The organism is Ruegeria sp. SCP10, from assembly GCF_040329495.1.
Classification (GTDB): domain Bacteria; phylum Pseudomonadota; class Alphaproteobacteria; order Rhodobacterales; family Rhodobacteraceae; genus Ruegeria.
Genome location: NZ_JBDZYF010000009.1, coordinates 52070 through 66589, shown reverse-complemented (window position 1 = coordinate 66589; position 14520 = coordinate 52070). Strand labels below are relative to the sequence as shown.

Here is a 14520-nt window from a genome sequence, read left to right as displayed (position 1 = left end):
CCGTAAGGGCGCACCTTTGGATCAAGATCGTCAGATCGCCTTTTTCAAAGCGTCAGCTAGATCAGCGCGTTCCCAGCTAAAACCGCCATCCGCATCCGGTTCGCGACCAAAATGGCCGTAAGCAGCAGTGCGCTGGTAAATCGGCTTGTTCAGCTGCAGATGTTCGCGAATGCCGCGTGGGGTCAAATCCATGACTTGGCCAACCGCCTTTTCAATCTGAGCATCCGCAATCTGGCCGGTTCCATGGGTGTCTGCATAGATCGACAGCGGTTTGGAGACGCCAATCGCATAGCTCAGCTGGATGGTGCAGCGTTCGGCCATACCGGCAGCGACCACGTTCTTGGCCAGATAGCGCGCAGCATAGGCGGCTGAACGGTCCACCTTGGTTGGATCTTTGCCCGAGAATGCACCACCACCATGGGGCGCAGCACCGCCATAGGTATCCACTATGATCTTACGACCAGTGAGACCAGCATCCCCATCGGGGCCACCAATGACGAATTTGCCGGTCGGGTTTACGTGCCACTCGGTCTCAGCCGACAGCCAACCATCAGGCAGAGTTTCGGTGATATAGGGCTCGACGATGGCGCGGATGTCATCGGAGCTCAGCGCTTCATCGAGATGCTGGGTCGACAGTACGATCGAACTGACACCAACGGGCTTGCCATCGCGATACACAACCGACAGCTGCGATTTTGCGTCCGGGCCCAATGCAGGCTCAGCCCCGTTCTTGCGCACCTCGGCCAGACGCCGCAGGATCGCGTGCGAATACTGGATTGGCGCAGGCATCAGCGCGGGGGTTTCGGTCGTGGCATAACCGAACATGATACCCTGATCGCCCGCGCCCTCATCCTTGTCGCCCGAAGCATCCACGCCCTGAGCAATATGGGCGGATTGTTCGTGCAGCAGGTTCGTCACCTCGACTGTTTCGTGATGAAACTTGTCCTGCTCGTAGCCGATATCCTTGATACAGGCGCGCGCAATCTGATCGATGCGGCCCATGTAGTCGTGCAGCTTTTCCTGATCAGACAGACCTACTTCACCACCGATGACGACTCGATCGGTGGTCGCAAAGGTTTCGCACGCCACGCGCGCTTCGGGTTCTTCATTCAGAAATGCGTCAAGGACGGCATCCGAGATACGATCGCAAACCTTATCCGGGTGCCCTTCGGAAACTGATTCCGAAGTGAAAGTATAGTTCTGTCTGGACATAAAATTGCTCCATTAAGATTTCTCTGCCACGCCAGGAAGCCGTTGTGACAGGCTTTTGAGGGGATACGCGCGTTGTTAAACGGGGTCAATCGGTAATTCTGAACGGCCTCGGTAGGCCGTGAAGCAAGACCCGACAAACAGGAACAATAAAAGGATCAGAACCGGGTTGTCCCCAAATCGCGAATAGACCGTCGGTGCGTGCGGCGCAGGCAGTATGGCATCCACGAATCCCGCTTCTCCCAAAGGCAATGAATCTGTGATCTGACCCAGCGGGTCGATCATTGCAGAAACACCGGTATTGGCGGATCGCATCAGCGGCAAGCCCTGCTCAATGGCCCGCATGCGGGCCTGCGCCAGATGCTGATAGGGGCCCGAGCGGGTGCCAAACCACGCATCATTGGTGATCTGCAGAATAAAATCTGCCCGATCCGGTGCGCCGTTGACATCTTGTGGAAACACGGCCTCGTAACAAATCAACGGTAAAGCGCGGCCGAGCTTTCCGGCCTCCAACAGCGATGGACCGGGCCCCGCACTGAACCCGTGGCCGGTCGTGGCAGCCAGGCCATGAATGCCAAAACGCCCGAGCAAATCGCCAAACGGGACGTATTCCCCAAACGGGGCAAGGTGGTGTTTGTCGTACAATCCCCGTTGGGCACCGGTTTCATCCAGAAAGATCAGCGAGTTGAAAATCTTCAACCCATCCGCGCGCTGGATGCCGAACACAACAGGCGTGCCCTGCGCTGCACTGGCAATCGTTTCCAACCAAGGGCCAGCACGGCTTAACCAGGCTGGCACTGCGGTTTCTGGCCAGACAATGAGATCAGGCTGTGGAGCAGCGGCGGTAAATTCGATCTGCCGCCCGAAGAACAGCGATGCGTAGTCCGGGTCCCATTTCTGGTGCTGCGGTGCGTTGGGTTGCACCAGTCTTACGATATTATCGGTCTGCTCCGCGGCGGGCCTGAGACCTGCATAAACAAACGCGAAGGCCGCGCTGGCGATGGCAAGAATACTCGGGGCGACAAAGCCCTCGGTGCGCGCAAACGCGGCACCCATGGGAAACGTCACCAACAGAGTCAGCGCACCCAAACCATACGGCCCGATCAGAGACAAAAGCTGCGCCACAGGTGTATCGACCCAGACCTGTGCAACGCCGGCCCATGGAAACCCGGTCATTACATAGCCGCGCGCGAACTCAGCAAGCGACAAAGTCAAAGCCAGCAGAACGGCCCTCTGCATGAGTGTGCCGCGCATACGATGGGCGGCCCAAAACGCCGCAGCCCAGAACAACGCAAGCCCGCCTGCCATAAACACCAAAGCAAAGGGCGCCATCCAGGCGTGGCGTTCGGGATCCACTTGAAATGGCTCAATAATCCAGCCCAGCGCATGGGCGAAATAGCCGGTTGCAAAGGCCCAGCCCAAAATTCCGGCACGCCAAGCAGTCTCGGAGGCCAGAAAAAGCGGCGCAATCAGAACCAAAGCGACAACCGTCGCGCCCCAATACCCAAATGGAGCTAGACCAAATGCGCCCAGTGCGCCCAATGCTACCGCGAATATGATCCTCAGGCTGAATGGCCAGCCCCGGACAAGGGTCATGCAGTCAGTTCCGGCAACATGACACGCAAGCGCTTGATGCGGCGCGGATCGGCATCGATCACTTCAAACTCGGGACCTTCTGGATGCAGCACAACCTCACCCCGCGCGGGAACACGACCCGACAGCATGAAGACCAGACCTCCCAACGTGTCGATCTCTTCTTCATCCACATCCTCGTGACTGGTCAGAGAACATCCGATTTCAGCCTCAAAATCTTCCAAAGGCACACGGGCCTGCACAACGTAACAGCCGGGTTTTTCCTGGAACCAGAGCTGATCTTCGTCGGCGTCATGTTCATCGGCGATTTCACCGACGACCTGTTCGATCAGGTCCTCGATGGTCAGCAAGCCGTCAACGCCACCATACTCATCGATCACCAATGCCATATGACGACGCTCTGTCTGCATCTTTGTCATGAGAACACCGATCGGCATCGATGGCGGCACAAACAGTAATGTACGCAGCATCGAAACCAGATCGAATTCAGTCGAACCGCCATTGAACCCGTGGGTCAGTGCGAAATCCTTGAGGTGAACGAAACCGAGAGGCGTATCCAGAGTGCCTTCATAGACCGGGATACGCGACAAGCCGCTGTCACGAAACACCTGCGCCAACTCATCTTTGGTGATGGTTGAAGGAACCGAAATGATCTCGGCCGTTGGGATCGCTACATCTTCGACCCGCATCCGGCGCAGATTGATCATTCCACGGGGTTGAGCGGCCATAGTCTCTTGTCCGTTCACCACCTCTTTCTGATCATCATTCTGACCAGAAAATGCGTCAAATATCCTTGAAAAGAAGCTGCCCTTCTCTTCGATTTCAATGCTGCTGTCCTGTGGTTGCGCGCCATGCGCCGCCCTAGAACTGCCGTCTGTGTCGCCCATTATCCTGTTCCAATAGTCCGGGTGAATGTACCCGCTTCATTCATTATATGGGTTATTGATACCCATTTTGCCAAGTATCTCGACCTCAACAACCTCCATAAGGGTGGCATCGGGGTCACGAATGTGATCATAGCCCAACAAATGCAGCGTACCGTGAACGATCAAATGCGTCACATGATCTGCCATCGGCTTGCCCGCATCGGCTGCTTCGCGAGCACATGTATCGTACGAAATCGCAACATCACCCAGGGCAATTTCACCCGTGAAATCCGGTTGTGGAAGATCAGGCGAAGCACCTGCCGTCTCCGAGGACAGGTCCTCAGCAGGCCAGCTCAGCACATTGGTAGGGGCAGGTTTGCCGCGAAACTCAGCGTTCAGTTCGGCGATGCGGGTATCATCGCAACCTAACAGGCTAACTTCGCATATCTCGGGATCGAGGCCCCGAAAGCGCAGCACCTCAGCAATGGCTTTCGTGGCAAGAGGTTCCAGATCTTGCCAGCGCGTGTCTTCGATCGTTAGTTCAAGGTTCATTTCACCAGTCCAAGGCCCGTTTCGGGGCCCTGGTTCTAACCGGTCTCACGGCCCGCATCAGCCTCATATGCTTCGATGATCGCGGCGACAAGCGGATGGCGTACAACATCCTTGGACGTGAAGTAGTTGAAGCTGATATTCGGGATCGTCTTTAGCAAACGTTCAGCATCTGCAAGCCCCGACTGGACCCCACGCGGCAGGTCAACCTGCGACCGGTCGCCAGTGATGACCATGCGGCTGCCTTCGCCCAGACGTGTCAGGAACATCTTCATCTGCATGGTCGTGGCATTCTGTGCCTCATCCAACACAACGAAGGCATTTGCCAGTGTCCGCCCCCGCATAAAGGCCAGCGGCGCGATTTCGATTCGCTTTTCCTCGATCAGTTTCGCCAGTTGTTTGCCCGGCAGGAAATCATTCAGCGCATCATACAGCGGCTGCATGTAAGGATCGACCTTATCCTTCATATCACCCGGCAGGTAACCCAGCTTTTCACCCGCCTCAACGGCTGGTCGGCTGAGGATGATCCGGTCCACATGGCCGCCGATAAACATCGACACGCCAACGGCTACGGCCAGATAGGTCTTTCCTGTGCCCGCTGGGCCGATTCCAAAGGCCAGTTCATTGTTGAACAGCGACTGCACGTAAGCCTTTTGCGCATCGGTGCGCGGTTCAACCAGCTTTTTGCGGGTCTTGATCTCGACCGAACCGCCTTTGAACATCTCTAGCTGATCACCATCGCGGCTACCGGTATCCTGCTCAGCATTGCCCATGCGCAGTTCACGGTCCACATCCGCAGCTTCGACGTCGCGACCCCCTTCCAAACGCGTATAGAGTGCCTGAAGCACCTCAATCGCGTTTTTCTGGGAATCCTCGTCGCCCATGACAACTAGTTGATTGCCGCGGCGCACAATCTGCACGGACAGCTTCTGTTCAATCTCAGTCAGATTGCGGTCATATTCGCCGCAAAGATCGATCAGCAATCGGTTGTCTGGAAATTCTACAAACGCCTCGCGCGCGGGCATTTCATTTGGCGGTGGGGTTAGGGCACCGGTGGCCAATCCGTTCTCCTGTCTTGGCATTGCACCCCGAGCGTAGACAAGATTTCTTGGTAGGTGCAAGCCACAGTTTTAAAATTTCCGCTGAGGTCGACAAAACCGCCAGCCAACCTGCTTTCAGTCGCCAGAAACTGTGCGTCAGAACGTGTAGTTCAAACCAAATCTGAGGCCGCGATATCCTGGTGTCGACTTAGTTGAAAAGCCTGAACCAAATTCGACGGTCTTGGATTCGAACTGAACATATTGATACTCGCCGGTGATCGACCAGTTATCGTTCAATTTATGCTCAGCCCCAATGCTGGCGGTGTACCCGCCACGCCGATCCGATTCTTCGAACAGCTGGCTGGAGAAGGTCGAGGAGATGCTGCTGGTCGTATCAACCTGACCCCAGATATATCCTACGCTGACAAAGTACAGCACCCGACCGCTGCGGTTTGTCAGGCCGTTGCGCAGTTGCACATGGAACATGTCGGAAATTTCGGTTCTGCCCGTAACCGTGTCGCCACCGATCTGGGTCGAGACCGTATCGCTTAGGTTGCCGACGTCATACCCCAGTTCGATCCCATAGACATAGTCGCGGCCAAGGCTGGTAGGAACGACACCACGCCAGCCCCCCCGCATACTGAAATAGCCACCGCGGACATCCTGATCCCCAATATCGAACACACCGGTGGGGGTTCTAAGACCAAAACGATCGCTGCCGTTTGCGCCATAGCCGGCACCGAACCCAAGATAAAAGGCGCTGACATCGCGGCTGAAACGCTCTGCGCTAATCACATCGGGCTCCGTCACCTCACCTTTCAACTCAGCTGCCAGCGTAGTGCCGGCAAAAAGCGTTGAGACACAGACAACCCACGCTGCGCGCCAAAGGTTCAACCGTTTCAATCCCCGAATAACTTCCACTCGTACCCTCCATCACACGCCGACCACGTTTTCAGGGTAGCGCAATATACGGCTTTTCAGATGCTCAGATATACGCCGAACACATGGTTAGCATTGGTCCGAACATAGTTCGAAGCCATAAATCAAGGGTAAATTTTGGAAACAAAGCCCCGAACCGGTACCGTATCCGCGATCAATCGCCAAACGAGAGCAGTTCTCCTGCCAGAGAATTTGCACCCGAATCAGTGATGCGAACCTCTCGCAGATCACCAACTTCAATCCCGCGGGCCTTAACGTGGACCGAATGCAGATATTCGGATTTACCAACCATTTGCCCTTCGAGACGACCGGTTTTTTCGAACAGAACGCGTACTGTGCGGCCCACCATCGAATCCTGTATCTCGCGCTGATGCCGGGTGATCAGGGCTTGCAGCCGCTGCAGGCGATCATCAGCAGCGTCCGGATCAACCTGCGCTCGTTCAGCTGCCGGTGTGCCCGGACGGGTCGAATATTTGAACGAATAAGCATATCCGTATTTGACCTGCTCGACCAAATCCATCGTCGCCTGAAAATCTTCCTCGGTCTCTTCAGGGAAACCGACGATGAAATCGCCGGACATCACGATGTCCGGACGCGCGGCGCGAATACGTTCGATCAGCCGTAGATAGCTTTCAGCAGTGTGGCTGCGGTTCATCCGCTTGAGAATCCGGTCCGAGCCGGACTGCACGGGCAAGTGCAAATACGGCATCAGTTTGTCACATGTGCCATGCGCCTCGATCAGGTCATCAGCCATGTCATTGGGGTGCGATGTGGTGAACCGGATGCGTTCCAGCCCGTCAACCTTGTTCAATTCCCAGATCAGGGAGGCCAAGGTTATGTCTCCGTTCGGACCCGCGCCGTGATAGGCATTGACGTTCTGACCCAACAGGGTGATCTCGCGCACGCCACGATCAACCAGATCCTGTGCTTCGCGGATGATGCGATCCGCCGGGCGGCTGACCTCGGCCCCGCGTGTATAGGGCACGACGCAGAAGGCGCAGAACTTGTCGCAGCCTTCCTGCACGGTCAGAAACGCCGTCGGGCCACGCTTGGCCTTGGGGCGGTTCTTCAGTTTCTCGAACTTGTCCTCTTCGGGGAAATCCGTGTCCAGCGCCTTCGCCCCGGTACGCGTCTTGGCCTCCATCTCGGGCAGGCGGTGATAGCTTTGCGGGCCAACCACCAGATCGACCAACGGCTGGCGGCGCATGATTTCCTCGCCCTCGGCCTGCGCCACACATCCTGCAACGCCGATCTTCAGATCAGGTTTCTCGGCCTTCAACCCCTTGAACCGCCCGAGTTCTGAATAAACCTTCTCGGCCGCCTTTTCCCGGATGTGACAAGTGTTCAGCAGTATCATATCCGCATCATCGGCTGACTGGGTTTCGACATACCCCTGCCCGCCCAGTGCTTCGGCCATACGTTCACTGTCATAGACATTCATCTGACAGCCATAGGTCTTGATAAACAGCTTCTTAGATTCGGACATGGGGCGGGCCTTTGCATTCGCTGGATCGGCGTCGTCTATACGCTTCGAACGCCGCTTGCAATGTGGGCGCATTTACCTGAATTTGGTAGAACTTTCCAGCAGGGCACAAATGAACGCGCGATGACCTACGACTCCTTGGACAGCTTCCTGAAATCCGGCCAAACCGCTTTGTCCAAGGGACCGGTTGCTCTGATCTTTGCCGAAGATGATGCCGAAGTTGAAAGCACGCTGCACCATCACCTGTCACTTGGATTTCAATCCGTCGTTGCGTTCATGCCAGCCGAGTTCGACCTAAGCGAGGAGCTCAGCGCGCGGGTTCATCGGGTTACGTTCAATTGCGCGCCCAGATCGGTCGTATTCGATGCGTTGAATCTCGTCATCAAAGCGGCTCCGAGCGTCTGGATGTACTATTGCTACAACGCCGAATACTTGTTCTATCCGTTCTGCGAAACGCGCAGCATCGGTGAGATGCTGGCCTTTCACACCGAGGAACGCCGCAGCGCGATGCTATGCCACGTGGTCGACATCTACGCCGATGATCTGGCCAAGTTCCCAACCGGTGTCGCACCGGACCATGCCATGCTCGACAGCACCGGATATTATGCGCAGGCGCGCCACGATGCCTCGGGGCGGCCGCTGGAACGCCAACTGGATATGTCAGGTGGCCTGCGGTGGCGGTTCGAGGATCATATTCCGTACGAACGTCGCCGGATCGACAGGATCGCCCTGTTCAAAACGCAGGCCGATTTGCTTATTCAGCCGGATCACACGTTCAACCAGCCGGAATACAACACCTATTCCTGCCCGTGGCATCACAACCTGACGGCTGCCATCTGTTCGTTCCGCGCTGCCAAGGCACTGAAAAGCAATGCAGGGTCGACCTTTGACATCCCCAGTTTCCGCTGGAGCCATTCTGTGTCTTTCGAATGGAACTCGCATCAATTGCTGGATCTGGGCCTGATCGAGCCTGGCCAGTGGTTCTGACACTACCGTTGCAGCAGAATAGGGAACCAATCCTCGCGCAGGCGCTGACCCGGCACCATCTCATGCCCTGGAAACGGGGGTGAGGTCGGGCCGGGGCGTTCCACATACCGCGCATCATCACCAACCAACCTTAGCGAGAATGCCCGACGTCGGCTGTCCGACTGATTGCCCCGCGCGCCGTGCAAGGTCCGATAGTTAAACGCCACCGCGTCCCCCGGTTCCATCTCGAACTCGACCACTTTCATGCCCTCGGCATCCGGGTCGGGCACGGGGATGTATTGACCTTCATCTGCAAAGAACCCCTCTTCAGAGACCCAGCGGGTCGGCAGTACCTCTTTCTCCCAGCGATGCGATCCGGCAACGCAACGCAGCGTGGCCTGTTTCACCGCATCCAGCGGCGACCAGAAGCTGATCGTTTGCTGCCCTTCGACAAAGTAATACGGCCCGTCCTGATGCCACGGCGTGGCCATCGAAGTTCCGGGTTCTTTAACCAGAACATGATCATGAAACATCTGCACACTTTGCGATTGCATCAAATCAGCAGCCACGGCAGCAGCCGGAGAGGTCTTGATCACCTCCTGAAACTGGGGGATTCGGCTCCAGTTGCAATAATCATCGAAGAATAGGCCGGTTTGGCCCTCTTTCTTGTTTTCTGACGCATAAGGACCCGGCGCGCCCATATTGGCCGCAACACCTTCGCGCAGTTGTTCGACGTGATCGGCAAACAGCCCTTTGACCAAGACAACGCCCTCGCTCTGATACGTGTCGATCATTTGCTGCGAAACAAGAGGGTGCGGCATGTCAATCTCCGTTCGGTTACCTTTGAATGCGTCCGTTAGAGACCACCCGGGTATTCTGTTCAAATCATATCTTTCGAAGTTATAATTAGCTTCATGTTATATATTTCACTGCGTCAGTACGAATACATATGTGCGATCGCGCGGCAGGGCAGCCTGTCTGCAGCCGCCCAAGCGCTAAATGTCTCGCAACCCGCGCTGTCCAACGCGCTGACCCGGGTCGAATCACATCTTGGATACCCACTGTTCGTCCGCAGGCGCGGGGCTGCTATGGTTTCAACCCCGCAGGGGCGCCGCTTTGTCGAGCAGGCCGAAGGGTTGTTGAGTTCTGCTGCACAGATTGAAAACCCTGGATCCGTTCCGCAAGGCCTGGATCATTTGACTGTCGGATGCTTCGTCGATTTGGCCCCGTTCCACCTCGCACCCGCCCTGCGCTGTTTGCACGCGACGCTGCCGGATATTTCGGTGTCTTATGCGGTCGAAGATTTTCAGGGATTGCTGGACAGCTTGATCGACGGTCGGATCGACCTCGCAATCACCTATGATCTTGGTATGGATGCCGGTTTTGTACGGCAAAAACTGTTCGATAGCGTCCCGCAGGCATTGCTGTCGCCAGAACACCCACTGGCTGGGGCACGTCAGGTTACGCTAACCGAACTGGCGAACGAGCCGCTGATCTTGTCAACCGAAGGGCTGTCTGCACAACACATACTAGGCCTCTTTAGACGCCATAGGTTAAACCCAACAGTCAGACACCGAGCCGCCACGCTTGAGATTCAGCGCAGCCTCGCCGCACATGGTGAAGGGGTAGCGATCAGCTATGTCAGCCCAAAGAACAAACTGAGCTACGACAACAAGAGCCTGGCAAGCCTGCCCATCGCCGACAAGGACGTAGCCGAGGCCGTCGTGCTGGCGCGTCACGGCACCGGGCCTGTCGACGCAACAACGAAGACCGCAGAACGCGCTCTGCTTGATCAAATGAAGGTTCTGTAAATCAGGTGGTTTTCCTGCGCAGACGGATCACTACATCAACCGATGCGATCTCAACCCCTTTGGGGGCCTCTGGCAGTCGCTGGATCACCAATTCCTCGGACGGAGCATCGCTGAGCCGCCCTTCATCTTCCCAAAAGAAATGAGGGTGATCATGCGTATTGGTATCGAAATAGCTTTTTGATCCGTCCACCGTAATCTCTTGCAGCACTCCCGCGTCGCAAAAGGCACGCAAAGTGTTGTAGACTGTTGCAAGTGACACGGCGTCGCCTTTGGTTTTGGCGGACTCAAACAAGCTTTCAGCTGTGACGTGACGATGGCGACCATCACCGATCAAAAGCTCAGCCAGCGCCACGCGCTGACGCGTCGGACGCAGACCTGCGCCTTCCAGCCAATTTGTCGCTATCTTTCGGCTCTGAGGTGTCATGAATCCGATACCCGTTCTTGCTGCCTTATATATAGGGGCGCTCTTACCCAGATTTCAAATGAAATTCATTCGCAAACAGCCATGTGCCGCAACATCTTACGGCCCGCGCTCTTGCAGGACCTTGCATACGGGTGCTAGGTGAGGCCAGATATAACGAACGGACCCAAGGCAGGAGAGGCGGCAGAATGGCCCAGTTCCCGAGCAGTTTTGACAAAGACGATCTGCTAAAATGTGCTCGTGGCGAATTATTTGGCCCTGGCAATGCGCAACTGCCTGCGCCGCCCATGCTGATGATGGATCGCATTACCGAAGTGTCGGCGGATGGCGGGGCCCATGGCAAAGGCCACATTCTAGCTGAATTCGATATCACACCCGACCTTTGGTTTTTTGACTGCCACTTTCCCGGAAACCCGATTATGCCCGGATGCCTCGGGCTGGATGGCTTGTGGCAATTGACAGGCTTCAATCTGGGCTGGCGAGGCTGGCAAGGTCGAGGCATGGCCGTGGGTGTCGGCGAAGTCAGGCTGACAGGTATGGTGCGCCCGGACCGCAAGATGTTGACCTATAAAATCGATTTCAAAAAGGCGATCCAGACCCGCCGCCTGACCATGGGCGTGGCAGATGGTATCGTCGAAGCGGACGGCGAAATGATTTACGACGTCAAAGACATGAGAGTTGTTCTGTCGGACGCCTAAGGCGGACCAGCCTGAAATAAGGAGCACGCACATGCGTCGAGTAGTTGTCACCGGTCTGGGGATCGTCTCCTCCATCGGGAACAATGCCCAAGAGGTTCTGGCCTCACTTAAGGCCGGTAAATCCGGTATCGAAGCCAATGAGCAAATGGTCGAACATGGCTTTCGCAGCCAGATCGCCGGAACGCTGAAAATCGACGTGGCCGAGCATGTGGACAAACGCACTTTGCGGTTCATGGGCCCCGGCGCGGCCTATGCCCATATCGCCATGAGTCAGGCGATCGAAGACTCTGGGCTTAGCGAAGATCAGGTCGTCAATCCGCGCACTGGCCTTGTCGCGGGCTCGGGCGGTCCGTCGACCAGTGCTATGCTGACAGCGCATCAGACTGTGCTGAAAACCGGTGCGACCAAGCGGATCGGGCCATTTGCTGTGCCGAAATGCATGTGCTCGACCATTTCCGCCAACCTTGCGACCGCGTTCAAGATCAAGGGGATCAACTATTCGATCACCTCGGCCTGCTCGACCTCGCTGCATTGCATCGGCAACGCAGCGGAACAAATCATGTTGGGCAAACAGGATGTCATGTTCGCAGGCGGCGGAGAAGAACTGGACTGGACGTTGTCCTGCCTGTTCGACGCGATGGGTGCGATGTCATCGAAGTATAACGACACACCTGAAAAAGCCTCGCGCGCGTTCGACGAAAACCGCGATGGGTTCGTAATTTCCGGCGGTGGCGGAATTGTCGTGCTGGAAGAACTGGATCACGCCTTGGCCCGCGGTGCAAAAATCTATGCTGAAGTGACCGGTTATGCCGCCACATCGGATGGCCATGATATGGTGGCCCCGTCCGGCGAAGGCGGTGAACGCGCGATGCGGCTGGCTCTGGCGACAGTTCCTGAAGGTCGCAAGGTTGGCTACATCAACGCCCATGGTACCTCGACCCCGGTCGGGGACGTGGGTGAGGTCGAAGCCGTGCGCCGCATCTTTGGCGAGGGCAATGTACCGCCAATCTCATCGACCAAATCGATGACTGGTCACGCACAGGGGGCTGCGGGCGCGCTAGAGGCGATCTTCTGCCTGCTGATGCTGGATAATGATTTCATTACGCCGTCGATCAATGTCGACACTTTAGCCGAAGGCATTCGGCCCGGCGAAATTGCAACGAAAACAGTTGAGAACGCAGGTTTGGACAGTGTCATGACCAACAGCTTCGGCTTTGGCGGCACCAACGGGTCTATGGTTCTGTCGAAGTATAACGGGTGAATGTGATGTCGGATCTTCTAAAGGGTAAACGCGGCCTGATTATGGGCGTGGCCAATGACCGCTCGATTGCGTGGGGCATTGCCAAAGCCATGCACGAAGCAGGTGCCGAGCTGGCATTCACCTATCAGGGCGAGGCATTCGGCAAGCGGTTGGAACCGCTGGCCCAAAGCCTTGGCAGCGATTTCATGGTGGATGCGGATGTCACCGATGACGAGTCGTTGGATCGTGCGTTCGGAGAACTAGCCGCGCGCTGGCCAACCATCGATTTTGTGGTCCACGCCATTGCCTATTCGGACAAATCCGAACTGACGGGCCGGTTCCTGAACACCACGCGGGCAAACTTCAAACACTCGATGGATGTGTCAGCCTATTCCTTCATCGAGGTCGCGCGCCGCGCCTATCCGATGATGAAGGAAAATGGCGGCTCGCTTCTGACACTAACCTATCAGGGTTCGAACCGCGTTGTTCCGAATTACAACGTGATGGGTGTTGCCAAGGCAGCGCTGGAGTCTGCGACCCGCTATTTGGCCAATGATCTGGGCCCTGAAGGTATCCGCGTAAACGCCATTTCGCCCGGCCCGATGAAGACGCTGGCAGGCGCAGCCATCGGCGGTGCGCGCAAAACCTACAAGTTCTGCGACCAGAATGCCCCTATGCGCTCGAATGCCACGCTGGAAGCTGTTGGCGGCACAGCGGTTTATCTGACCTCGGACGCCGGGGCTTGCACATCGGGTGAGATCATCCGCGTGGATGGCGGTTTCCACGTGCTCGGAATGCCACAGCCCGATTTCATGTGACCATATCTTTCCCTGACGCCGCCAAGATTTGACCATCTTTCGGCGTCAGGGTCTGCGATATGAGCAAACTTGACCAGATCATCGCAAGCAATGCACGCACGGCCCGGCGCAAATCGGGTTTCCTGAGCCAGCGCGCGCGCATCATGCTTTTGACCCTGACCACGTTGCTGGTGCTATTTGTGTTCTTCACACAACCACCAGTGCGCAGCGCCATCGAAGCGTTGATCGGATAAGGGCAAAGCCGGGTTCATTGCGTTCAAGGACAGCGCAGGCCCGTGCAGGTCCTGCGATGGTACCGCGTAGCTTTTGAGCGTTCCGACTGAAACACTCGGATCGATCTTCAATTCCACTAGTTGATTGACACAACCTCAATCTCGAAAATCAAATCCTGACCAGCCAGCGGGTGATTGGCGTCGAGCGTTACGGTCGCGTCATTTGCGTCAACAATCGTGACAGGCAAAGCCTGACCATCCGGTGTCTGCATCTGCAATTGTGCCCCGGGGTCCAGCGGGATGTCATCCGGAATACCCTCGCGCGGGATTTCCTGGCGCATGGCCGGGTTGATCGGCCCATAGGCATCAACGCAGGCAATCTCGACCCGTTTCTTATCGCCCACAGCAAGACCCGGCATCGCACTATCTAGCCCCGGAATGATCTGACCGGACCCAACCACAAACTCCAGCGGATCGCGCCCGTCCGAGCGGTCGAAGACAGTTCCGTCCAGCAGCGTACCGCTATAGTGGATGCGAACCGTGTCGCCTTGTTTGATGTCTGTCATTTGGGGCCTCCGGGCCTATAAGTGTGTGAACCGCCAACCCTAGGGGCCTACACAATGATGTAAACCCTTCGCCCTTTCATGCCCTGCGCTCTTGTGCCAACTTGCGCAG

Annotated in this window: 16 protein-coding genes and 1 riboswitch; of the genes, 6 read left to right on the top strand and 10 right to left on the bottom strand. The window is 56.5% G+C overall.

Annotated elements, in window-relative coordinates:
* Window positions 1–30: 30 nt before the first annotated feature.
* From metK to miaB, 7 genes are all read right to left on the bottom strand, one after another.
* Window positions 31–1212, bottom strand: a complete 1182-nt coding sequence (gene metK, locus ABLN87_RS16810; RefSeq protein WP_353012270.1) for a methionine adenosyltransferase — start codon at window positions 1210–1212, stop codon at window positions 31–33.
* Window positions 1213–1217: 5 nt separating this feature from the next.
* A riboswitch (SAM-SAH riboswitch) is annotated at window positions 1218–1266 on the bottom strand.
* Between the two features lie 21 nt (window positions 1267–1287).
* Complete coding sequence (gene lnt / locus ABLN87_RS16805; RefSeq protein WP_353012269.1) at window positions 1288–2805, bottom strand: apolipoprotein N-acyltransferase; 1518 nt, start codon at window positions 2803–2805, stop codon at window positions 1288–1290.
* Window positions 2802–3689 carry a hemolysin family protein gene (locus ABLN87_RS16800; RefSeq protein ID WP_353012266.1) on the bottom strand — a complete coding sequence of 296 codons (888 nt, stop codon included), beginning with the start codon at window positions 3687–3689 and terminating at the stop codon, window positions 2802–2804. Before ABLN87_RS16800 ends, lnt begins: the two co-directional genes overlap by 4 nt.
* Window positions 3690–3725: 36 nt before the next feature.
* Window positions 3726–4220: an rRNA maturation RNase YbeY gene (gene ybeY, locus ABLN87_RS16795; RefSeq protein ID WP_353012263.1), complete on the bottom strand. Its 495-nt coding sequence runs from the start codon at window positions 4218–4220 to the stop codon at window positions 3726–3728.
* Window positions 4221–4255: 35 nt separating this feature from the next.
* Entirely contained in the window at window positions 4256–5278 is a 1023-nt protein-coding gene (locus ABLN87_RS16790; protein WP_353012261.1) for a PhoH family protein, read from the bottom strand.
* A gap of 135 nt (window positions 5279–5413) precedes the next feature.
* A complete protein-coding gene (locus ABLN87_RS16785) occupies window positions 5414–6178 on the bottom strand; it encodes an outer membrane protein (RefSeq protein WP_353012259.1) in 765 nt (254 codons plus the stop codon).
* A 172-nt stretch (window positions 6179–6350) separates the two neighbouring features.
* Window positions 6351–7682, bottom strand: coding sequence for a tRNA (N6-isopentenyl adenosine(37)-C2)-methylthiotransferase MiaB (gene miaB, locus ABLN87_RS16780; protein ID WP_353012256.1), 1332 nt, complete (start codon window positions 7680–7682; stop codon window positions 6351–6353).
* Between the two features lie 120 nt (window positions 7683–7802).
* On the opposite strand from miaB, the gene ABLN87_RS16775 reads away from it, so the two are divergent.
* A complete protein-coding gene (locus ABLN87_RS16775) occupies window positions 7803–8666 on the top strand; it encodes a hypothetical protein (protein ID WP_353012253.1) in 864 nt (287 codons plus the stop codon).
* A gap of 2 nt (window positions 8667–8668) precedes the next feature.
* Here ABLN87_RS16775 and ABLN87_RS16770 read toward each other — a convergent pair whose 3' ends face one another.
* Window positions 8669–9466 carry a phytanoyl-CoA dioxygenase family protein gene (locus ABLN87_RS16770; protein WP_353012250.1) on the bottom strand — a complete coding sequence of 266 codons (798 nt, stop codon included), beginning with the start codon at window positions 9464–9466 and terminating at the stop codon, window positions 8669–8671.
* A gap of 93 nt (window positions 9467–9559) precedes the next feature.
* On the opposite strand from ABLN87_RS16770, the gene ABLN87_RS16765 reads away from it, so the two are divergent.
* Window positions 9560–10456, top strand: coding sequence for a LysR family transcriptional regulator (locus ABLN87_RS16765; protein WP_353012247.1), 897 nt, complete (start codon window positions 9560–9562; stop codon window positions 10454–10456).
* A gap of 1 nt (window position 10457) precedes the next feature.
* On the opposite strand, the gene irrA is transcribed toward ABLN87_RS16765, so the two are convergent.
* Window positions 10458–10880 carry an iron response transcriptional regulator IrrA gene (irrA, locus tag ABLN87_RS16760; RefSeq protein ID WP_353012245.1) on the bottom strand — a complete coding sequence of 141 codons (423 nt, stop codon included), beginning with the start codon at window positions 10878–10880 and terminating at the stop codon, window positions 10458–10460.
* 185 nt (window positions 10881–11065) lie between these two features.
* On the opposite strand from irrA, the gene fabA reads away from it, so the two are divergent.
* From fabA to ABLN87_RS16740, 4 genes are read left to right on the top strand one after another with little or no spacing between them, the layout of a single operon-like run.
* Window positions 11066–11575, top strand: coding sequence for a bifunctional 3-hydroxydecanoyl-ACP dehydratase/trans-2-decenoyl-ACP isomerase (gene fabA / locus ABLN87_RS16755; protein WP_170531196.1), 510 nt, complete (start codon window positions 11066–11068; stop codon window positions 11573–11575).
* Between the two features lie 31 nt (window positions 11576–11606).
* Window positions 11607–12836, top strand: a complete 1230-nt coding sequence (gene fabB, locus ABLN87_RS16750; protein WP_353012242.1) for a beta-ketoacyl-ACP synthase I — start codon at window positions 11607–11609, stop codon at window positions 12834–12836.
* A 5-nt stretch (window positions 12837–12841) separates the two neighbouring features.
* Window positions 12842–13633: an enoyl-ACP reductase FabI gene (locus tag ABLN87_RS16745; protein WP_353012239.1), complete on the top strand. Its 792-nt coding sequence runs from the start codon at window positions 12842–12844 to the stop codon at window positions 13631–13633.
* 59 nt (window positions 13634–13692) lie between these two features.
* Window positions 13693–13866: a hypothetical protein gene (locus ABLN87_RS16740; protein WP_353012236.1), complete on the top strand. Its 174-nt coding sequence runs from the start codon at window positions 13693–13695 to the stop codon at window positions 13864–13866.
* A 116-nt stretch (window positions 13867–13982) separates the two neighbouring features.
* Here the strand turns inward: ABLN87_RS16740 and ABLN87_RS16735 are convergent, their stop codons facing one another.
* On the bottom strand, window positions 13983–14411 hold the full coding sequence (locus ABLN87_RS16735; RefSeq protein ID WP_353012234.1) for an FKBP-type peptidyl-prolyl cis-trans isomerase: 429 nt from the start codon (window positions 14409–14411) through the stop codon (window positions 13983–13985).
* Window positions 14412–14520 lie beyond the last annotated feature (109 nt).

Excerpts from the sequence above, each read along its gene's own strand:
- miaB (WP_353012256.1), bottom strand. The coding sequence starts at position 7,682 with ATGTCCGAATCTAAGAAGCTGTTTATCAAGACCTATGGCTGTCAGATG.
- ABLN87_RS16740 (WP_353012236.1), top strand. The coding sequence starts at position 13,693 with ATGAGCAAACTTGACCAGATCATCGCAAGCAATGCACGCACGGCCCGG.
- ABLN87_RS16735 (WP_353012234.1), bottom strand. The coding sequence starts at position 14,411 with ATGACAGACATCAAACAAGGCGACACGGTTCGCATCCACTATAGCGGT.
- metK (WP_353012270.1), bottom strand. The coding sequence starts at position 1,212 with ATGTCCAGACAGAACTATACTTTCACTTCGGAATCAGTTTCCGAAGGG.
- ABLN87_RS16745 (WP_353012239.1), top strand. The coding sequence starts at position 12,842 with ATGTCGGATCTTCTAAAGGGTAAACGCGGCCTGATTATGGGCGTGGCC.
- ybeY (WP_353012263.1), bottom strand. The coding sequence starts at position 4,220 with ATGAACCTTGAACTAACGATCGAAGACACGCGCTGGCAAGATCTGGAA.
- lnt (WP_353012269.1), bottom strand. The coding sequence starts at position 2,805 with ATGACCCTTGTCCGGGGCTGGCCATTCAGCCTGAGGATCATATTCGCG.
- fabA (WP_170531196.1), top strand. The coding sequence starts at position 11,066 with ATGGCCCAGTTCCCGAGCAGTTTTGACAAAGACGATCTGCTAAAATGT.
- ABLN87_RS16775 (WP_353012253.1), top strand. The coding sequence starts at position 7,803 with ATGACCTACGACTCCTTGGACAGCTTCCTGAAATCCGGCCAAACCGCT.
- irrA (WP_353012245.1), bottom strand. The coding sequence starts at position 10,880 with ATGACACCTCAGAGCCGAAAGATAGCGACAAATTGGCTGGAAGGCGCA.
- ABLN87_RS16800 (WP_353012266.1), bottom strand. The coding sequence starts at position 3,689 with ATGGGCGACACAGACGGCAGTTCTAGGGCGGCGCATGGCGCGCAACCA.
- ABLN87_RS16770 (WP_353012250.1), bottom strand. The coding sequence starts at position 9,466 with ATGCCGCACCCTCTTGTTTCGCAGCAAATGATCGACACGTATCAGAGC.
- fabB (WP_353012242.1), top strand. The coding sequence starts at position 11,607 with ATGCGTCGAGTAGTTGTCACCGGTCTGGGGATCGTCTCCTCCATCGGG.
- ABLN87_RS16765 (WP_353012247.1), top strand. The coding sequence starts at position 9,560 with ATGTTATATATTTCACTGCGTCAGTACGAATACATATGTGCGATCGCG.